Origin of the sequence: Gilliamella sp. Gris1-4 (genome assembly GCF_001690335.1) — a bacterium.
Classification (GTDB): Bacteria; Pseudomonadota; Gammaproteobacteria; order Enterobacterales; family Orbaceae; genus Gilliamella; species Gilliamella apicola_P.
Genome location: NZ_LZHA01000009.1, coordinates 57,607 through 77,662 on the forward strand (window position 1 = coordinate 57,607; position 20,056 = coordinate 77,662).

Genomic DNA, 20,056 nt, shown 5'->3' on the forward strand with positions numbered 1-20,056 from the left:
TAATGCAGGTTTAATACCATTCCAATTATCCACAAACTCATATCTAACAAGTTTACCATTTTTGATTAACTTCTTTGCTTTTGCATGATAATTAAAGTAGCCCATAAATAATGTTAATAAATTAGCTTACAAAATTAAAAAATAAATATAACTGAAAAAAAGTAAAAATTGATTAATTTAATAAATGGAGGCGCGTCCCGGAGTCGAACCGAGGTAGACGGATTTGCAATCCGAAAACATATCATTATAAATCAATAAGTTACAAAAATAACTTAGAATATACAGTACTTTTTATCGATTTTTTCATCGTTAAATATCAATAAGTTATTCAATTATATTCTCACATATTCTAACACTTTTTGCGACCATTTTCTCAAAATTTCACATCACAAATTCACATCAAAAAACAATCAATATAAAATACCCAAAAAGTTCACACTTTCGCTTATCATGATAACAATAAACTACACACTACCAATTTACATACGTCAAGCACCCGAAGATTACGAAAATGAAATTACGGGCGAATGCTACATTATCAACAGCGACGACGATCACAATTATGTATTCTATCAAACAGCAAAAACGCTATACGATATCGCCGATTTTGTGATGCTACATGACGCTGTTGAGTATTGTAGGTTGAAGATTGATAGTGTGTTTTGATTATTCAGGTTTTACAGGAAACACAGCATTAACATCAGACGCATCAACACGAGTAACTAAAATGCGATATTTTTTCCATTGTTTTAGCTGCGCTTCTTCATCAGTTTCTTGCATATCTAAATCGATAATATCTTGCAAAATAGCTATTTTTTTATTAGCTTCGTTGATCAATGAATTTTTTAATGCTTGATTATTTTTAATGAGATGTTCATTTTTTGCATCTTCATCTAATACCCATTTTTTTCCGCTCCATCGATGAAATGATGAAGGAGGCGGCTCAGAATACGTTAAGTCGTCAAATATAATGCAGCCTGCGTTTATTGCATTGTGCAATTCATCATGCTGTTTAGCTGTGATTTCTACAGCATCAGCGGGTATTTCGTTGTTAATTTCATCTATATAAAATGATTTTGTTGTATGGCTGTAAAAATGTTTCATGTTTAAAATCCTATTGCAATGTACAACATTGATGTATTTGAGTACGGCGCTTGAAGTGATGGTGATTTACCCCAGCATCTAAATTGTGAGTTTGAAAATGGTGTGGCTGCTGTTGAGTTAACACCATTTCCGACATCGCTTGTAACAACTGAAAAACAAGCATTCGGAAATGCAATAAAAAACGACTGTAATGTACCATTTTTCCCGTCATCTCCTAGACTGTTCGCTATACCCCATTGAATTATTAACCCATTAGGTAGCTTTGTGTATCCGTGCTGGCCAAAAGATTGAGTAAACATGTTTGTTACGTGATCAGACAAACCCAAAATATGACTCGAATGAATAGTACCAATTCCAAGCTCTCCGTTTGCATCAAATCCCCATACCATTTTATTTTTTTCTGTATTATACATGGCGACAATACCATCGTCGCGCACTAATAAATACGTTTTTTTATCGTTTGAGTACACTCGTGACTCTGTTGTTGTTGGCACAAATTTATGTTCAATATTTGATATTCTGCCGCCCAAAACTTCAATGTTTTTATGTGCATTATTAGCATTACTGTTAGCTGAAATAGCATTTGCGTTTGCTATATTTGCTTTGTCGTTTGCTGAAATAGCATTATCATTCACTTTTTTCACAGCCAACGGTGTTGCCGCTTCTGTTTCTGATGTGCTGTTGGTTGATGAGCTAAGCTTTACGATACCGCTTTGTGTTGTACTTGCTTTAGAAACTTCTACTTGCGTTTTTTTCCATTTTGTAGCGTCTGAAGCTGGGTTGACGTTATCATTTTCAACTATTGCAGTGTACAAAACACCGTTATATTTAATGATTGCATTAGCTGGATATTTGACGCTTTCGTTCCACTCAGGTACGCCTTGCTGTAATAAATACAGCATATTTTTATCAACACGATTAAATGCGCCGTTCATCCACTCCATAGGAGGTTTTGAGCCTGTTTGCTCAATAGTTATCCCCCACCCCCTACTCACATCTGGAAAATCACTGACTTCCCCTTTTTTTGCTGAATCCGCAAAAATTAAATAATCTGGTTTTTCTTGAATTTTCATGAATTGATTCCTATTTCTTGAAGTCGTACAAATTTACCCGAATTAAACCCGTATGAATTTTTGTCATGCACAAAGCCAAACGGTTTGTTATTGACCAAAACGAGATAGCGATACATAACGCCTATCGGGCGTACCAAAATATCCAATTTGCTAATTGCATATAGCGTTAATGAATTAAGCTGATCGCTATTTACTAGCACGTTCATCGTCATATCTTGCGCATCAATGATGTTTCCGCGCTCGCCTATCATGAATTTAATTGATTTAACAATGTTTGATATTTCGCCATTCTGATAGTTTTTAGTTATGCGAGCTTTGATAAAAAAACGATAGTCGCTATCATTTAAAACAACTGATGCGTGTAATGCGTCACCGTGTCGATAAAATTCACCGATACCGAACGATAACGCTGTTTTATCCTTTAACCATCCGAAATATTCTTTTGCTATCGCTGTGGGTAAAACTCTTGATACACCGACATGTTTACCGACCAAGTCAAGAGCGTAGCCAGTCGCGTCGTCAATGTTGAGAATATCTGCTACTTGAACAACATTTTTAAACGTGTTATCTGTTTCTGTGTAAATAGCTCTAATCGTGCCTAAAGCTTTTGGCTTTGTCCGATATTGCCAAATAATGAAGTTTTCCCTATTCATCTATCAGCACCTCGACATTATTTATCTGTGCATATTCTCGATAACCGATATTTGCGATATTTGAGCCATTAACTGTTAACTCTTTAATATAAAAGCCATCAACTAAATTAATGCTCGAAATAATGCGTGATGCATAAACATTTTCACCAATTTCAAATTCCAAACTCTTTAAATTAGTTTTGATTTGCTCAGTATTGATATCGTTAAATGACTTATAACGACCAATCACCATTGAGACGTTAACATCAATTTTTTTAGGTCTGTCAAAGTAAACTCTGCGAGGTATATCATCTAACAGATAATACGTTTCAATTTCCCCAAATAGACCACATCCGCCAATTTTCTTCTTGGTGATCACTTCCGCTATTTTTTCATCTGCGCCACCCAAAATAACGGCATTAAATGAGTGAGCAGGCACACCTTTTTCATCTGTTTTATTCGTGTAATTTTCATATACAACACATTTAGTCACGCCTGTTATATTCATTAGGGCGGATTGAATACCTTGACGATCATCATAGTTATTAATTGAATGGGATAGCATGAAACGCTTTAATAATTGCGCATCTGTTTCTTCATCAACTCCGCCATAGCTTTTCGTATTTGCTGTAACTTTATCAACGCCGATAATAATCGTGCTTGGTGTGAACTCATCAAGTGCGTTAACAGTGTAATTACCGAGTTCTAACGATCTGAATTTAACGCGTGCGCTACCCAGATCATTTAATGTTATTGGTTCTGTTGTTACCCATTTGTTTTTATTTTTATCAATATAGATTGAATTGTTTGGTATTGTCGTTTTTGGTAAGCCTGTGATAATAACTTCATCAATATAAGAATAAGATGCTGTAATTCGAGTTATCCCTGCGTACATCGCTCGCTGTTCCAACCAATGCCCAGTTGCTTGGTATGGGTCCAACATTTGAACGATAAACGAAACGGCTTGATGAATGTTTGCAAGCTCTTGCGAGAATAAACCCAATAATTGTCCGTCTGGCGTATCGCTATCAAGGTTGACATTTTCACCATAAATCGATTTGAACGCGCTAACTAATCGATTTTGAATAGTGTATAAGTCATCAATTTCGACGCCTTTATCTGTTATCTGTAACATTGAATGATGCCTCGTTATGATTATTAAATTTATCTGTATAACTAATTTGTATTAAAAATTGTCGAGTATCGCTATCTAACAAAATATCGAAACTATCGATATTGATCACACCATCCACCTTGAAAATTTCCGCTTTTACATCAATTTCTAACTGTTTTGTGTTTGGGTTTTTAGTTAGATAATCAAACCATGCTATTCCGTCATCGCGATTTAAAAACCAATCTCTTTTTAATGCTAATAACTTTGTTTTCACACATTGCGCTATCGCCTCGGAACTATCTAAATAGTTACCTAAACCATGTCCAAACGTCCAATCGTGATTATCATCAAGCTGTCTTACAATCATGTCGGTGCTCCTGTTTTTTCATTACCACTTTTTACATCTGTGTGAGTGTGCGTATTTAAATCAATACCTTTATTCGTCTTAACATCTTCGGCAGTGATAACTCCTGTGCTTGTTGTATTTCCGTTCGTTTGATTGTAGCTACCAATTTGCTCAGTATTGCCCTCATGCTCGATATTGCCTTTTATATAGATTGTTCCGTTTGTTAGTCTTATATGCGTTGAGCCGTCGTCGGTTTGCATTGATACGCCGTCGTGATAAAAATCAGGAATCTTATTAGGCACGCTATTGCAACCAACTATAAAAAAGCCATCGCTCAGATCATTAATTCGGTTATCTAACGGTTTTGATGCGTTACCTGATGCGAACCAGCCATCTATGCAACGACTAGAAAAGACCACCAACCCCTCATCACCAGTTTTTATCGGCACAGTAATGCAAAATCCGCCTGCGTGCGGAAATTGGGCAGGGACATCTACCAACGGTGGGATCGTTATTTCTTGCCCGTTTGTCATTACTCGGTTAACCATTACTTGGCAGCTAACCGTATGACCGTCAAATGAAATAACCTTGGCTGGTAGCGCAGTGTATATATTCGATTGAGCACGCTTTATTTGATTTTCAACCGCTTCAAATAGTGAATCTGTCATAAATTACCTAATAAAAACCTATTGATTTATGTGTATATGTGTGTATAATAGTTTTCAGGTTAGGAGGTAAACATGAAATCAACTGACCTGATAAAGGAACTTACCAATGCAGGGTGTATTCTGAAACGAGTTAGAGGTAGTCATCATATGTTTTACTCACCAATAACTAATAAAACGTTTCCAGTTCCTCACCCAAAATCGGATTTACCGATTGGCACAGTAAGATCAATCAAAAAATCGGCGGGGCTTTTATAGCCCGCCACCTTTGGAGGGATTATGTTTTTTACTCTTGGCATTGAAACACCGAAAGATAGCGATACGGCTTACGGCATTGTCGTGCCTGCTTTATGTAATGAAAAATATAGTTGTTATTCTGCTGCCGACAAAGAAAGCGATATCCCAGCAATGGCAACAGAAGCTATTTTGTTAACTGTTCAAGATATGATTGAATCAGGCGATTATGATGTCAAAGATATTCACAACGATCATGTTTCGTATAAAAATAACGATGAGTATGCTCATTGCGATACGTGGGTAATTATTGATGTTGATTTGTCATCATTTGTTGGTAAACAAAAAAGAATTAATATCACATTGCCCGATATTCTTATCGATAGAATAGATAACGCAGTTAAAGCACCGAATTCCTTTTATAAGGATCGGAGTAATTTTTTGGCAGAAGCTGCTATTAATGAATTGGCGGCACAAAATAGAGTGCGTTAAGATCAAGGGTTGAATAAAGCCCTTTCGGGCTTTTTATGGTTTTGGCATTGATATTTCTTGGTTTTCTTTTGTAAAGCCTTCTTTTATAAACTTTGTTATCTCATCAAAATCCGCTTTATTTTTTAGTAGTTCATTAACTGTTTTGTATTTGTCCAGTACGTTAGGCTTTTGAGTATCAAACTTCCACAAACCTAAATAAATAGCTTCGAACTTATTTGAAGGTTTGTCGTTTACTTCTAATTTATTAATATCTTCTATCGTTGTTTTAACAAACTGATTAAAATAACTATCAGTAGTTACACAATTTTTTAATGTTGGAAACATAACATTATTTTTTGTGCCAACGCAGATCATATCAATTTTATTACCTTTATTGATATTCATCGCATCGTCTTTGTTTTTTAGTTCAAGAGACACATATTCAAATTGATTTTTACCATTAGCTACAATATAAGGATCGCCTGATAAATCAGTTTTTACGCCCGAAGCAACTGTTTTAATGTTCACTAGTTGCTTATCATATGCTTTTTCATATTTATACTGATTGTTACTGTATTCACTAATTAATTGTGATGCAGTGACTACAGGAATTTTGTCACTAATATTAGATTTACCACCACTTCTAAACACGGAGATATCGTCTTTAATTAATAGCTCAATAAGCCTTTTTGCATTATCATTTGCCGATGCATTAAAACCGATCAACGTTAACAGAGAAATAGCAATTATCTTTTTCATGTATTATTTCCTTTCATCAGATAAAGGAAAAACAAAATAACAAATTAATCATACTTTTTCAAACTTTCCGCCTGTGCAAACTAGTTTGCTGTGCCAGTTAGTGCCATATAAGTCGCCGTTATGCTCAATCGATTTTACTTTATAATCGCCGTTATACTCGGTGAGTTTTGATTCAACACGAACAAGCGAACCGATTCTATAATGAGGATTGCATAGCGTTGTAATTTCTAGCCCGTCGTTGCTTTTTTTAGGGCTTCCTATCATTCCTGTGTTTCTAGAAATGACCCAACCCTCGTTATTAGCAAGGGCTTTATTTTTGGGGATAACAACTAGCTGATCATCTTGTATAGACCAATCAGCGTTATTGTTAATAGCGATTTTATGCATTGCTTCGCGTGTGTCGCACATGAGCACTTTACCGCGAGGCAAAGCCCTATCATTTGGCAAATTAATAGCGCCTTTTTGAACACCAAAGCTACTTACTGCTTCGTTTAAAAAGTCGCTATCTTTTTGCCCTTTTTGCATTGTTTTAATGATTGTTTTCTCGGTATAAGCTCTGTGTCCATCACCGCAACGCATTGTTGTGATGATGTCCTGACCTGTTATCTTGTTTTCTACCGTCAAAATATCACCACAAAATATCAACCGTAAAACATCTTCTTTATAGCAGACTGATAACTCTAAAAAATGATATTGTTTGCTAGTAATAAGGTTGCGGTTTGAATCATTAAGATTATAAACCGATATTTCTCCAGTGTTCGGTTCAGAAGTTAACGTTTTTTTAATCGAAAAAGCGACACGTAAATTATTGATAACAATACTTTCTTTACGGTTACCAATTTTAAGTTCTAGAACTCGCCCGAATTGCCTCACGATATTCTTCCTTTGTCATTATTAATAATTGCATACGATTATTAAGATCATCTTTAGATATAGCGTTAATACCCAAACCAGATTTATCATCTAACACCATGACAAACGGCAAATTAAACTCAATTAATGACGGGCTACCGACAGACAGCCCTTTGTTTTTCGTGATATATTCATCTTTATCAATATCAAATAAATCAAATTGATACCCTGTTGATATTGCATTATATCTTAATGTTAATCGCAAGTTCATATCGTATAATGAAAATGATTGCTCTAACACGTCATCTGTTGTTGTTTGTATAATGTACATTTAAACCTCACAGCTTGCTAAGAACCGACTCTTGTTTTTCAGCTTTTTGCGGTTGAGTTTTACCAAGGTTCCTTGTTTTCGGTTTTGGTACACTCAGTCCACTAGCAATTTGCGTTTCAACTATGAAAATTTCACGAAACGTTAATACAAATTCACCACTGGTATTTTGTTTTTGAGTAAGCCCAACGGATGTAAGTATCATGTTTTTATACTGCCGTGTATTTGTTTGTAGCGTTACAGGCTCACCGCTTCGCTGTACAGCTAACAATTTTTCATGAGCATCAGCAATACGGTCAGATGATAAACTATTCAACAGCGGAGACTGATAATCGGGTAAAAAATCAGCTACAACTTGATTAACAGCTTTCGCACCAGTTCTAAAGTGTGATGCAAAGCGATTTATCATATTTTCAGCCTGTGCCGTTATGGTTTTAATCGGCATTGGTAGTGGATAATCTGAAAAATTAAAACCTAATAAATTATCAAATGAAAATGCATTAGTTTCGTATCCGACCACTAACCCGTACACTGTCACTTCTTTAGGGTCTAATACCGCATGGTCAGCAATATTAGCCCCGTTTTCGATCGGGTTTTCCGTTACTCTTAACTTTGACGCATGCTGTTCAATAGTATTAATATCAAGACTAAATACCGTGTTCTCGGTAATTATCAAACCGCTATCTTTTGATGATTTATTTAATATAGATTGAAACATTAGTTAGATCCTAGTGCTGTTTGTGTATTATCGTTTATACGTCTTGCTGTGTTATCGACAATGTTATAAACATTATCAAAACCCTCTTGTGGTGTTGTAACGTTCATCGTATTGTTGATAGTTACAGCATTGTTATTATTGACGTTTTTGTTTGCCGGCATAAGACTTCCTGCTTTAGCTCCATCTGTGCTTAGTTTTGTGTAAATGTTTGTATTAGTTAATCGCTTAGCTGTAACTTCTACCTCGCCATCATCGTCACCACCTAACCCGATCCACGATAAAGCTCCTTTGACTTTACTTTTAACTGAATCAATAAATCCATAAAATTTATCTTTTATCCAATCCATTGCTTTTTTAAAGGGCGCAGTAATTGACTCATGCACTTTTAAAAACGTTTCAGCAAATTTTTTGGTTGTATCTCCAACATCGCCTACCCACGCTTTAAATAAACCTTTTACTAAATTCCAAGCGGCTTCAAACGGGGATATAACAAAATCGAAAATAGCCAAAAGTGTTTTGCCAATTTTATCGATCGTCGTGGTAGTGTCATCTTCCCAGATGTCAAACAAATCATTGATAAATTTCAAAGCTGCTTTGAACGGAGCAGTCCAAAACTCAAAAATAGCTTTAAACGTTTCTCCAATAGCATTAACTACATCGCCAGCATCAACGCCCAGCCAATCCATTATTTGGCAGATTGTTTTATAGGATATGCGGTACGGCAGTGTTAGCGCATCAATAATAAAGTTAAAAATCTTACCGATTCTATCTACAGTTTTACTCGCCTCGCTTTCAGACATACCGAAAAACATTAGTATGTTCTTGAATGCTTTTGACAGTAACGACTTGATACCAGCTATTAGCGATTTAAAACCACTTACTATTGAATCAAACAAACTCTTAGATAACGATTTTATTTTTTTAGTATCGCCAGTCCACAGTGCTTTGAGAAATTCCCAAAATGTTTTTGCAAATTCCCAAGCGGCTTTTGCTCCGTCTATAAATGGTTGCCAATACTCGCCAAATAGGCTTTTACCACCGTTCATGTAGACCATGAGGTCATCAATCAGCAACATTAAAGCAGTCAGTAGCCCAAGAATTATACCGAGAGGGCTAAATAAAAAAGCCCGATTGAGCACTGCCCAAGCGATACCTAGCGCAATTAGTGCGTTTTTCCAACCAATTGTTCCTGATATGATTTTGTCAGTGAATTTAATAAAATTAACAACAACCTGAATTATCATGCCGACCGCTTTAATGACTTTAGTAATGCCGTCAGCAATCAATTCCTTATTAACTGTTAACCAGTTTCTAAACCCAGCAATTAAATTAGTCAAAGCAGGCGCAAGATTTAGTGCAATCTTAGTTTTTATGCTATCGAGTGCTAGCCCAGTCTTGCTCATTTCTCGCTTATAAAGCTCGGCTTGTTTAAGCTCCTTTTGTGAGATTTTGAACAGTGCGCTTTTTTTTGTAGCCAGCTCTTTTGCTTTATCGATTGCGTTATTAAAAGCGCCGATTAATTTTTTCCCGTACAATACAGCAGTAGCCGCTAAAGCAACTAAAACCAGCTTTAATGAAAATAATTTCGACTTTGTTTTATTTGCCGCTTTACCCGCTTCCGCCGTTGATTTTTTTGTCTCTCGAATTGCTTTGTTTGCATCTTCTTGTATGCTATTAGCTGTATCTGCAAGCTGATTTACGCCAGCTTGTAGATTATTAACAACTTTCGTTATCTCGCCGGCTTTGGAAGCGTCAACACCAATTTTTATCAAAAATTCTTCTAAAAACATTATTGCGCCTCACTTTGCTGTTGTTGCTTTTCTGCTAATTTAGTTTCAGCTATTACGTTATGCATATCGATAACATCATCAAGAGAGTAGATAGTACGAAGCTCGTGGAGCGTTGCGTATCTATTTACGATAACGCCCCACACAAACCAATCTACATCACTGTCTCCGCCACCGTCTCCAAGCTGGCTGTACTTAGCTTGGATGCAATCCCATTTGGTAAAAAACCCAAAAAATGAAATTTCAAACCCTCGATAATTACTTGATAGTAATGACTTCTGTGCGTGTTAAAGAATTCCCCCGCTTCTTGTGGTTTTTGAAACAGTACTTTTTTACCGTTTTCATCTACCGCAGTGACATAATCAAGTATGAATTTTTCTATTTCAGCAAATTGTTCAGAGCCGATATTTGATGCTAGTTGACCAATGTCAAAACCTGATTTATTTCCATCAAATGAAAAACAGCCCTGAAGTAGAGCCGTTAATTTTTTTAGATATTTGTTTGATTTGAAAAAATCTGCTTGTGTGAATGTATAAACTACATCATCAATAGTAAAATCTGTGCTTTGCATTATAAACCGCCTTTAATATCAAATTCTGCTTTAGTTGCTTTAAATGTCCACGTTACGCCGTTGTGTGACGTTCCGCGTGCGTGCGTTGGTGGCGTTGTAAACCAGCAACCCGTAAGTAAAAACTCATCACCGTTGCGCAAATCCTTATAAGTGATTAATTTGCCCGTTGCTGTAGTCGGGTTATTAATTTGAGCATTGCGTAACTGGTTTAGTTTCTGATTAGTTTCAGAATGCTGTAACGTTTTAATAGTAACAGTTGCGCCACGATTGCACGAATGAACAAAAACGCCTTTACCATTAATGCCGTAAGTAATATCGCCGTCATCGCCGATCGGTGCAATACTGATAGCATCTTGCGCATTTTCGTAGCCAGTAATTTCTATGCCGTCGATAGTTAAAACGGCATCTTCTAAAGAAAATGATTTAGACATATAAAATCCTTATCGATTGAATTGAACAATGATATCGACACTGTGACCTGCGCCAGCAAGTTTAAGCGCACAGTTGATTGGCATCATCTTGCGAGCTTCTCTATCCGCTGTATCTTGCATATCGAACGAATCAGAATAGAAATAATAGCCATTGATTTGGTCGCCGTAAGATAACTCGCCTAGGTCGCCAAGTGTCCATTTGCCTAGCCCTAAGAATCCGTTATTGATAAATTGTTCACCAACCACCTTGATTGAACTGATTAAAATTTGCTGACCGCGATCAGTTTGAGGGATTTTTGTAGGTTGACCTTGTAATGTATTGAAAGCTTGAACCTGCACTGCATTAATGAAAGCATCTAAGCCTGTCGTTTCATCAATAAACGTTCCACCAAGCATTACCCCTTCAGCCAACATGTTTACACCCGCGTAATCAGTATAAAAGTTAATACCCAAACGTCGGCATTTTGTTGCTTCGTTGATTGTGATTTTATCGTCTGATGTGACACTAACTTCTTGCTTGAATTTAACAGTTTTAGCCGTATTTACACCCGTCCAAACTGTTGTTAGTGCAATTCCCATTAATTCGGCCGCGGCATGAGTGTTACCCTTATTGTTATACTGAACCATTAAACGACCGCTATTACGTTTTGATAGCGTTTTAAGCACGTTTGTATCAGTATATTCAATGTTGGCTGGTCGTGTTTCTGTGTACGCCATGACTTTTGCATTTTCGACGCCCTGAGCGACAACCCAGTCATGAGCCTCAACTAACTCAGCATCGGTAATCGTATTAGCAAAATAAACGCCATACCAATTTTGGTATTGATTTTGTAACTTGCTCAGTGCTTCCGCTGGTGTTTCTTTATTGTAAGTGATCGCATTTTCACCATTAATCAATGTGCCTCTGCCGTCGATTAGATTAGTCATATTACCGACATATGAACCATCTAACTGAGCGTCAAATACATAACCAAAATTAGCACCTTTACCATCGGTATTTGCTGATAAGATGAATCGGCTACCTACAGCATCATAAATAAATTTGACGCCTAAATCCTTTAATTTCGCATTAATAATATTAGCTACATCTCGTACACTAGAAACATTAGAGAAATTCAGATTTTTAACATCGATTTTTTTATTACCAAAATAAAATGATAAATAACCGTCTGTAATATTTTTAAATTGAATATAGCTAATTGACAATGCTGAACCATTAATTTTTGCGTTAATTGCAGACAATTTAACTTCGTTTTTCATATATCTAGCAATTAACGCGGTTTTCGGTTTTGGTCGTGCTGAAAATAACGCAGAAGCAGCACGGTACGCATCTGAATTAGTGCCAAATAAAGACGCTACACTGTTAACATCTGAAACAACGACGTAGCGAGTGTCTGGATTTGTAAATTCGTCGCACATTTCATCAGTGAAAATAGCAACTACGCTTAAATCACGCTTTTGTGCGCCCCGCGGTGATTGTTGTAGTGTTACATCTACAACTTGACTGATTGGTAAACTCATTATTACCCTCTTTTTATGTTGAATTTAACTGTATCGCCACGGTTTACTTGAGCCTTGACGATCGGATTAATTGAAAATGTAAGATCGACCTGTGCACGCTGTTCTTTACCGCCTGCGATGGTTGTCGGTAGACTTCGAATTTGCGAGCATTTGAGATATCCCATACCTAAACGCCTTAACCTTTGCCAAACTGCTGTTAATCGCATTGATTCAGTGAGTTTACACAGCATATCGTACGCATTCTTACCGTATGCATTGATTGAGATAGTAACCTCTCGTAGCGTTGACGCTATCTCTTCTTCATCTGTACCATTGAATTTAACTTCAGTACCTACATCTGACTGATATGCATTTAATACTGTGATAAATTTATCGAGTTTTGAAACGTCTTGCATATTGTTAGCATCAAAAACTAACTCATCAGGTAACGTCAAAACCTCCGCTATCATGCGCCTGAGAGCCGTCATATCGAGTCGCGAGACAGTCGTAATAGCCATAATCACTCCATATTGATTCCGAAATAACTTTAAATCTCATACCGTGATGATGAAATAGCACGCCATTAGTGATTTTTTCACGAGAAAATATTCTAACCGTTGGATTGTACCTATCACCCTCGGGTAATATTTGCAAATCATCATTACTGGCTGGTTGAATTATGCAGGTAATGTCACCTAGTGACTCAAAATTAACTTTAGTAGCAAAAAACGGATCGCTTAAAAAATGCGATATTAATTCACGATTCATTTTCTCTTACCTCGTAAGTTATTGACGCCCGAAGTTGTCCAGTATCAATCAGCGGTTTGCTTGATTTCTTACGCTTTGCTGTTTCTTCTTTATTCGCTACAAAATCGCCATCAGTTATTTTTTCGACAATTTTACCTTGCAAATAAGCACCGACTTCAGCTAAAGCATCATGCGCAGATTTTTTACCTTTTAAAAACTCAGCAACATGAGATTTACCAAGTCTTCCCACGTTTTCAGCTTCTTCTGACGCTGTTGACCTCATAAAAGAACGTTCTGGAATACCTTTTTTAGGTGATCCGAATTCATGAATAACACCAAGTTCGGCATTAGTTATGCCAGTCGATTCTTTTCGTGAATTTTCATCACTCGGAATGCCGACAACTAATTGAATACAATTTAATTGCTCAGCTCGCTTTATAACTTCTTTTAGTCGTTTTACGATTTCTAATTCACTCATCCGATAACCCCAATCGGAGTTATTAAACGGCGTAAGCGTAGATATTCTTGACCGTAAGAAGTAGAGGTTAAATCGTAGTCGCTAGGATTGCCTGATGATGTATTTTGTGATGTGTAGCCGATTGATAAACCGCCTGCGGACTTGCTCGATACCGATTTAAAGTTTTCGCCATTGTTAAAAATAACGTTATCGTCTAAATCCCGATTTAAAAAGCCTTTGATAGCTAATCTGTGTGCCGTGTAAGCAAACAAGCCAAGGTCGTATAGCTTACCCCATACTTTTTCATTCACTACAAGCGCACTGCTTTCTAAAAAATGCTTGATTGTACTATCATCGACTTTTGAAAATTCGGGGTATTCATCACGAAAGTTCATAAATACCCCCTTATTTATTAGGATTTATAGTCTACATACTGCGCAGATTTAGGCTCTTTCCACATTACACCTGTGAATGCTGAACGATAGCCGCTTTGATATGAGAGTAAATCTTTTCTCATTACTTCTAAGATTTCTGGCATGTGTACTTTCATTTCAAGATAATCTTCATCATGAGAATAAATAGCTAATCGAGATTTATTTTTATTAATCTGCTTAGCATATTGCGCTGGTACTTTAACGAAGTTGATGTTAAAGCTCTCATTTTGTGATGCTTTACGTAACGCCGCCATTACTCTATCCATTGCCGCAATCGGAAGTAAATCTGTACCGACGATTTGAGGATTAGGGTCGAACTTCTGCATCGCAGTCATAAAGTCTGCGGCATCCATTGCTATATGCGTTGGTTGAATGGTGTAGTTTGATCTTGACCAAACTTCATCATATGCACCAAGAATCATTTTAACGAACTCCTCAGATGACATTTCTTCCAACGTCTTACCTGATGTGTCGTTATAAACTTCAACCTGCTTCCCAGTTAACAGCCCTTCTTGACCAGGTTTTTGTTCATGCCCAACATAACCCGCGTACTGAATGGTGGCCACCGCATTCGCATACAAATCATTCTGTTTCTTGGCAGGTAAATTAATACCTAGTTTCTGCGCTTTCTCAATTTCTTGTTGAGTGTAAACAAGACCTTTAGCCCATTGTACAACTGGTGATTTTTTCGCTTCAATGGTGCTATCGATTGTTTCAAGCGATGTTGTTTTAATGCCAATCACGCCATTTTTTACAGACCCACGAACTTCTGTTACACCGTATTCCCACTCTTCTGTTGCAAAATCTAATCCTTCGGTTACCGGCACAGCTTGACCGATATTAATCTCTGGTAGTTCTTTTTCTTGTAACTGTTTATCACGCTCTAACAGTTGTTCTGTGATAACGTCACTATAATCTACATTTTCATACGCCATTATGCTTTAGCTCCTCTTGTTGCAACCTTAACCGATTGCGCATAACCTAATGTAATTGCCGCACAGTGATTGCCATTGCTGACACGTTCGACCCAGTAACCAAGGTCAATATTACCTTCGGCAACGTTTGTAATTTTTCCTGCATCATCACCAGTTGGTACGATATAAACACGCTCACCACGCTTCAACTCGATATCATTTACTGCTAGCGCAACAACTGAATCGCCATGAGAGAAGTGTCCGATGTTGATGTGACGGTTATTTGGGTGCTTGTCGCCGTAGATATCACGCACGATAATCCCGTGAATTAAATCATTTGCTGATTCGATTGCTTTAATACCACCATCAGCATTTACTGCCACGAATGTGCCACACAACAAATCTTTACCTGTTAAATTTTCTTCACCCCAGACTTTGCTATCTGAGCTAGATACGCGGTAAATAGATCCTGCTTGCATTGTCCCAAGATCTGAATCCCAACTTGTAAAATTGTAACCCATATTATTTGCCTCCTAATCGTTTGCTTGCTGATTTTGCTGGTGCTTCTTTGCTGTCATTAAGCAAACTTGAAACAACCTTGTTTTTCTTAGTGCTTGTAGCTACTAGACCAGCATAAGCTGCTCTGATTTCTGCGTCTGTTAATTTTGATGCTTGGTCCTTTGTGTAAATCCCATGATCGACTAACACACCGATGCGAACATCACGACCACTTTTAGCGTCATTTAACTTAACTTTTGGGAATCGTGCTTTAGCATCATTCATTACGCTGTCTTTGTCTTTTTCCGCTTCAAGTTCTTCAACACGCGCTTTGTATTCGTCACGCTCTTTCTTAACTTGTTCAAGCTCTGCCGTTAAAGCAGTAATTCGGGCGTCCTTATCGTCTTCGCCTGCTGTTGGTTCTTCATCGTTCAAAGCTTCAAGTTTTGCTTTTAGCTCATCGATTTGTTTTTGAAGTTCATCAGCCTTGGCTTTTGATTCTTCATCTTCTTTACCTTGAACTTCTTCCAGTTGTTTTGTGAGTTCATCAATCATTTTATTGATTTCCTCTTTTGACAACTCCCCTTCCGCATCATTTAGACGTTTACGAAACGAATCGATCAATGCGAGTAATTTATTTTTTTTAGGCATTAAATTTGCTCCTATTTTTGGTTTACTATCGTTTAATCTACAATCTGAGCCAGCGCGACCTTCGGCAACGATAGCGACATGATTTACCTTGATATTTTTGTGATAAAACTTTCCATTTTCTTCTTGAATATCCGCAGGCTCATAACCAACCGATAATTCGCGAATATCTTTGTTTTTGAGTAACTCAATTGCTGAAGCATCTTGAATATATGCATCACATACAATGTAATTACCGTCGGCTCTCGGATTTTGAACATGACCAACTGTTTTATTTTTCCAGTCAGTCGCATCAACCGATTTCTTATCTGGGTGCGTGATTGTGATGGGCATGCCTTCAATCGATTTAAGCGTATCGGGTTTACTGAGTTCTTCAATTGTTCTATTAACATCAACAAGCTTGTTTGCTCTGCTGTCAGTTAATCCAATTTCATGCCCGTAATACTGTAAAACCCCGCCTTTAGTGATTTTTGCAGTTGTTTTTAAGTAGCCCTGCGGTGTTATTTCCCAAGCCATAAAGCCCTCTTTTAGACGTAAATAACCCTGCCCATTTAAGAGCATTAAATAGTTAATTTTGATTAGAATTTAATATAAGGAATAGCTAAACATCGGCACTGATAATCTTCGCCACATTTGCCGATATACCCACCAATTGACTTACGCTTTTTCCATGTTTTACCTTCGTCATCTGAGTAGACGGTTGGGTCTGAATATTTGCATAGCATGTTATTTAAAACTAAATGCGATTCACGCTCCCGTGCGTCACCAGTGCCTTTCCATTTATAGACATCAAAGCCTAGTTTTTTATTACGCTCTTCTTCAAAATCAGCGTTGATTTTAGCTGTTTGGTCTCTTGCAATGAGTTTTGCACGAGAGTACGAGACATTGCCTCTGGCTCGAATTTCATTAATTAGCTCGCCGTGTCTAAAACCTTTTTTGTAGTTTGTGAAAACATTTGAACCAATGTCATTGATAAAGTCGTTTTTGATTGATGTTATTAGCTCGACATTTTGCTGAATAGCTACTGCTAACGTATCGCCCAAAATTTCTTTTTCAACAATACTTGAAAGGTCAACATCAAACGCATTTTTAAAGTTACGAGTAAATTGTGTCTTATTCTGATAGTGAACCTTACTCGCGAATCGAGTGGCCAATAATTTAGCCCTTTCCTCAATGCGCTCACCAGCAATTGACGCTAACACCTCGATTAAAGAGTTAATATAATCATCATCACTAATGGCGACAGCATCAACTAAGTTCTTTTTACTCAGCGCATCAGTAATTCGGTTTATCATCGCTCGAATAAAATCGGCTAGCGCATCGCGATAATAAACCTCAGCACGCTTACTCGGTGTTGTGGGCGGTAAAAATCTATCACGCCCCGATAGCGAATTCTTCAGTAGAGAATAAATCTCCATCTTTCAAATCCTCCTCGGTCGTATTGATTAGGAGTTTACGCGCGATTAACTCAGTTTGAGCAACTTTATCAGGAATAATATTAGCGGTAACTAAAGCCGAAAAAGCACTAGCAAATTGACCAAATCTAGCAGCTTCTTTATCTTCATTAACTACTTTTATCGACGGGTATTCAAACGTTAGTCCGTGATCTGGCATCATTTTATCTAGAATAAACTTATCGATAAACTCCTGCGCTGGTCGCAATCTGCTTTCTTGTAGTGCATTGATTGTACCGTGGTACGATTCTAAGTCTTCTTCACCAGTCGAAAATCCGCTCGCAGATAGTCCAAATAACACGGTAATCGGTCTATCTAGCGCACCTGCGGTAACAGTGATGAGTTTTGTTAAGACCTCAGACAAACCGCCGTATGTTGCTGTTTTTTGCTCCCAACGACCTTGCGCTTCACTATTACCCGCATCAAGCGCAATAGCATTCATTGAAGATTTAGTATGATTAATTAGATTGATGAACTTTCTAATATCATCTTCCTTACCCTGAGCCACTTTTGCTATCAAGTCAGGAATGAATAAAACATCAACATTACTATCTTGAATAATATCGCCAATGCATGTAATTGTTGTGTCAAACAACCGAATCGCATTGTATTTGTTTTGCAAGTCCGATGTGCCAAATTGATTTCTGTCTGTCAGTTTTGATTTACCAAGTTTCAATCTGTGACAACGTGAATGATGAACCTTGTCATTTTTTCCAATTGTGTAGTAAATTGGTTTGCCGAAATTCGCTGATTTCAAATCATCATCAATATTGCTGTCAGGATTAAACTCACCTTTAGTCAACACAATAAAGCGTTGAATATCCTCAATAGCTGATAACGGTTGTGACATATCATCAGCATCAGTAATAGCAACAATTAGCGCATCACCAAGTAGCGAGCTAAACGCCAAAAATTTTTCTTTTATTTCGTTTAGTTTTAATCGATTTTCTTTTTCGATAACGAGTTTTAATAGGTTTTCATCATAATCACCGCTAAAAATTCTTGGTAATTTGAGCATATCCTCAGCTGTTTTATCGATGTATTTACCAGTTAGCCAAGAACTGCTATACATGTTTAACAATTGCCTGTCAGATATTTTCTTATTTGAATATTTCACCGAATCGTTTTTGTTACCAAGCGATGTATACAGGCTTTCTACTGAATCAGTAATATAATTTGCTTGTGTCATAACACATCCAAAATTGATAATTTGTTTTTAATGTAACCGTCTAATGAGTACCGAACAGCATCCCAACAATGATTATTTGCATCAACAATAATCGGTAGTACCTCACCCGTCATTCTATCAGTTTTATAGCTATATAACCGAGCTTCGGTTGCGGTATGTTTACAGCGAGGATGGATAATAATTTTTTTAAACCCTCGCAGATATGCGATACCGTCCTCAACACTGCCCTGCCATTTTTTTGCTGCTGAGATATTAAAACCCTTGCGCTTGATGTGACTGATTGTTTCAGGTCTTGAGCAATCACCTTTAATCGGCCATTTTCTTGACTCTGGCACTGAATCATAAAAAGCTGGCATTTCGTCGAGTTCGATATTAACGCCGTATGCTTCATATTCGATATACAGACAATCGTTCAAAATAAATGAGCGGATTAATGTGTTTGGGTCATTTGCAAAGCCGAAGTCAGCACCGAACAATAAACGGTCTGCTTGTTTGTGCAGGTTGTCATCAAATTCTTCAACAACATATCGACCACTTAAAACTTGTTTATCTGAATTCTCTAGGTATGCTCCCTCCCACACCCAAGCATATGACGCATAATCCAATCGGGCCAAGTCGTTTAATCTCTCTTGCTCTAACACATCAGGGAAAAATGGATTATCGTTATAATTCATCTCAACGATGATGGCATTATCTGGCGGGGTTTGTCTGAATCTTATATCTGTTGGGCTTCCCTCTGTTTCGGGGTTCCACGTTACCCATATTTCGGAGTTAGTCTCACGAACCGTAGGGGTTAACTTTCGCCATGCAATTTCCGAAACATTTTCCGCTTCATCAACCCAGCATAGCAATATACGCGCTTTTGATTTAATACTGTCTAGATTATGACGTAATCCGCAGAACACATAACTAACCAATCCATTTCTTGTTCTGATATAGTTTTGACCGATGTCGTAGTAATCAGCTAACCAATCAACCGAGCGAATAGCCTGCTTTACTTCTTCCATAGAAGAATCAGCTAACGAGTTCATAAACTCACGGGCGCACAGTATTACACCGCTTACACCGGCTTCTGCAAATTGATAGCCTTTAATCGCTGTCATTAATGCAAATGAACGAGTTTTAGCGCT

Annotated in this window: 28 protein-coding genes; 3 read left to right on the plus strand and 25 right to left on the minus strand. The window is 37.4% G+C overall.

Annotated elements, in window-relative coordinates; all coding sequences use genetic code 11:
* Positions 1-450: 450 nt before the first annotated feature.
* Positions 451-666: a hypothetical protein gene (locus A9G31_RS11700; protein ID WP_176700328.1), complete on the plus strand. Its 216-nt coding sequence runs from the start codon at positions 451-453 to the stop codon at positions 664-666.
* Here A9G31_RS11700 and A9G31_RS01020 read toward each other — a convergent pair whose 3' ends face one another.
* From A9G31_RS01020 to A9G31_RS01045, 6 genes are read right to left on the minus strand one after another with little or no spacing between them, the layout of a single operon-like run.
* Positions 667-1,104, minus strand: a complete 438-nt coding sequence (locus tag A9G31_RS01020) for a tail fiber assembly protein (protein WP_081299289.1) — start codon at positions 1,102-1,104, stop codon at positions 667-669.
* 2 nt (positions 1,105-1,106) lie between these two features.
* On the minus strand, positions 1,107-2,177 hold the full coding sequence (locus A9G31_RS01025) for a phage tail protein (protein WP_065560041.1): 1,071 nt from the start codon (positions 2,175-2,177) through the stop codon (positions 1,107-1,109).
* A complete protein-coding gene (locus A9G31_RS01030; RefSeq protein WP_065560042.1) occupies positions 2,174-2,830 on the minus strand; it encodes a DUF2612 domain-containing protein in 657 nt (218 codons plus the stop codon). The genes A9G31_RS01025 and A9G31_RS01030 overlap by 4 nt, the downstream gene beginning before the upstream one ends.
* The gene (locus A9G31_RS01035; protein ID WP_065560043.1) at positions 2,823-3,944 is read right to left on the minus strand and encodes a baseplate J/gp47 family protein; all 1,122 of its coding nucleotides are present in this window, start codon (positions 3,942-3,944) and stop codon (positions 2,823-2,825) included. Before A9G31_RS01035 ends, A9G31_RS01030 begins: the two co-directional genes overlap by 8 nt.
* On the minus strand, positions 3,925-4,290 hold the full coding sequence (locus A9G31_RS01040) for a hypothetical protein (protein ID WP_065560044.1): 366 nt from the start codon (positions 4,288-4,290) through the stop codon (positions 3,925-3,927). Before A9G31_RS01040 ends, A9G31_RS01035 begins: the two co-directional genes overlap by 20 nt.
* Entirely contained in the window at positions 4,287-4,937 is a 651-nt protein-coding gene (locus tag A9G31_RS01045) for a Gp138 family membrane-puncturing spike protein (protein WP_065560045.1), read from the minus strand. Before A9G31_RS01045 ends, A9G31_RS01040 begins: the two co-directional genes overlap by 4 nt.
* A gap of 72 nt (positions 4,938-5,009) precedes the next feature.
* Between A9G31_RS01045 and A9G31_RS01050 the strand changes: the two genes are divergently transcribed.
* The gene (locus A9G31_RS01050; protein WP_065560046.1) at positions 5,010-5,192 is read left to right on the plus strand and encodes a type II toxin-antitoxin system HicA family toxin; all 183 of its coding nucleotides are present in this window, start codon (positions 5,010-5,012) and stop codon (positions 5,190-5,192) included.
* Positions 5,193-5,213: 21 nt separating this feature from the next.
* Positions 5,214-5,660: a type II toxin-antitoxin system HicB family antitoxin gene (locus A9G31_RS01055; RefSeq protein WP_065560047.1), complete on the plus strand. Its 447-nt coding sequence runs from the start codon at positions 5,214-5,216 to the stop codon at positions 5,658-5,660.
* A 33-nt stretch (positions 5,661-5,693) separates the two neighbouring features.
* Here A9G31_RS01055 and A9G31_RS01060 read toward each other — a convergent pair whose 3' ends face one another.
* The 19 genes from A9G31_RS01060 to A9G31_RS01145 all read right to left on the minus strand — a co-directional run.
* On the minus strand, positions 5,694-6,398 hold the full coding sequence (locus A9G31_RS01060; protein WP_065560048.1) for an OB-fold protein: 705 nt from the start codon (positions 6,396-6,398) through the stop codon (positions 5,694-5,696).
* Positions 6,399-6,446: 48 nt separating this feature from the next.
* Positions 6,447-7,271: a phage protein gene (locus A9G31_RS01065; protein WP_065560049.1), complete on the minus strand. Its 825-nt coding sequence runs from the start codon at positions 7,269-7,271 to the stop codon at positions 6,447-6,449.
* Positions 7,240-7,581 carry a phage baseplate plug family protein gene (locus A9G31_RS01070; protein ID WP_065560050.1) on the minus strand — a complete coding sequence of 114 codons (342 nt, stop codon included), beginning with the start codon at positions 7,579-7,581 and terminating at the stop codon, positions 7,240-7,242. The genes A9G31_RS01065 and A9G31_RS01070 overlap by 32 nt, the downstream gene beginning before the upstream one ends.
* Positions 7,582-7,588: 7 nt before the next feature.
* Positions 7,589-8,296 carry a phage baseplate protein gene (locus tag A9G31_RS01075; RefSeq protein WP_065560051.1) on the minus strand — a complete coding sequence of 236 codons (708 nt, stop codon included), beginning with the start codon at positions 8,294-8,296 and terminating at the stop codon, positions 7,589-7,591.
* On the minus strand, positions 8,296-10,086 hold the full coding sequence (locus A9G31_RS01080) for a phage tail protein (protein ID WP_065560052.1): 1,791 nt from the start codon (positions 10,084-10,086) through the stop codon (positions 8,296-8,298). Before A9G31_RS01080 ends, A9G31_RS01075 begins: the two co-directional genes overlap by 1 nt.
* Positions 10,086-10,229: a hypothetical protein gene (locus tag A9G31_RS11705; RefSeq protein WP_176700329.1), complete on the minus strand. Its 144-nt coding sequence runs from the start codon at positions 10,227-10,229 to the stop codon at positions 10,086-10,088. The genes A9G31_RS01080 and A9G31_RS11705 overlap by 1 nt, the downstream gene beginning before the upstream one ends.
* 8 nt (positions 10,230-10,237) lie before the next feature.
* On the minus strand, positions 10,238-10,654 hold the full coding sequence (locus tag A9G31_RS01085) for a phage tail assembly chaperone (protein WP_065560053.1): 417 nt from the start codon (positions 10,652-10,654) through the stop codon (positions 10,238-10,240).
* Positions 10,654-11,085: a phage protein gene (locus A9G31_RS01090; protein WP_065560054.1), complete on the minus strand. Its 432-nt coding sequence runs from the start codon at positions 11,083-11,085 to the stop codon at positions 10,654-10,656. The genes A9G31_RS01085 and A9G31_RS01090 overlap by 1 nt, the downstream gene beginning before the upstream one ends.
* 9 nt (positions 11,086-11,094) lie before the next feature.
* Entirely contained in the window at positions 11,095-12,606 is a 1,512-nt protein-coding gene (locus tag A9G31_RS01095; protein ID WP_065560055.1) for a DUF3383 domain-containing protein, read from the minus strand.
* 2 nt (positions 12,607-12,608) lie between these two features.
* On the minus strand, positions 12,609-13,055 hold the full coding sequence (locus A9G31_RS01100; RefSeq protein WP_141671329.1) for a phage neck terminator protein: 447 nt from the start codon (positions 13,053-13,055) through the stop codon (positions 12,609-12,611).
* On the minus strand, positions 13,027-13,353 hold the full coding sequence (locus A9G31_RS01105; protein ID WP_065560056.1) for a hypothetical protein: 327 nt from the start codon (positions 13,351-13,353) through the stop codon (positions 13,027-13,029). Before A9G31_RS01105 ends, A9G31_RS01100 begins: the two co-directional genes overlap by 29 nt.
* Positions 13,343-13,810, minus strand: a complete 468-nt coding sequence (locus tag A9G31_RS01110) for a hypothetical protein (RefSeq protein WP_065560057.1) — start codon at positions 13,808-13,810, stop codon at positions 13,343-13,345. The genes A9G31_RS01105 and A9G31_RS01110 overlap by 11 nt, the downstream gene beginning before the upstream one ends.
* Complete coding sequence (locus tag A9G31_RS01115) at positions 13,807-14,184, minus strand: DUF4054 domain-containing protein (protein ID WP_065560058.1); 378 nt, start codon at positions 14,182-14,184, stop codon at positions 13,807-13,809. Before A9G31_RS01115 ends, A9G31_RS01110 begins: the two co-directional genes overlap by 4 nt.
* A gap of 17 nt (positions 14,185-14,201) precedes the next feature.
* A complete protein-coding gene (locus tag A9G31_RS01120) occupies positions 14,202-15,158 on the minus strand; it encodes a major capsid family protein (protein WP_065560059.1) in 957 nt (318 codons plus the stop codon).
* Positions 15,158-15,658, minus strand: coding sequence for a structural cement protein Gp24 (locus A9G31_RS01125; RefSeq protein ID WP_065560060.1), 501 nt, complete (start codon positions 15,656-15,658; stop codon positions 15,158-15,160). Before A9G31_RS01125 ends, A9G31_RS01120 begins: the two co-directional genes overlap by 1 nt.
* A 1-nt stretch (position 15,659) precedes the next feature.
* Positions 15,660-16,799 (minus strand): DUF2213 domain-containing protein, encoded by a 1,140-nt coding sequence (locus tag A9G31_RS01130; protein WP_065560061.1) that lies wholly within the window; start codon positions 16,797-16,799, stop codon positions 15,660-15,662.
* A gap of 62 nt (positions 16,800-16,861) precedes the next feature.
* The gene (locus tag A9G31_RS01135; RefSeq protein ID WP_065560062.1) at positions 16,862-17,701 is read right to left on the minus strand and encodes a phage head morphogenesis protein; all 840 of its coding nucleotides are present in this window, start codon (positions 17,699-17,701) and stop codon (positions 16,862-16,864) included.
* Complete coding sequence (locus tag A9G31_RS01140) at positions 17,658-18,926, minus strand: phage portal protein (RefSeq protein WP_065560063.1); 1,269 nt, start codon at positions 18,924-18,926, stop codon at positions 17,658-17,660. The genes A9G31_RS01135 and A9G31_RS01140 overlap by 44 nt, the downstream gene beginning before the upstream one ends.
* A partial coding sequence (locus A9G31_RS01145; protein WP_065560067.1) for a PBSX family phage terminase large subunit occupies positions 18,923-20,056 on the minus strand: 1,134 nt, incomplete at its 5' end. The genes A9G31_RS01145 and A9G31_RS01140, both read right to left, overlap by 4 nt.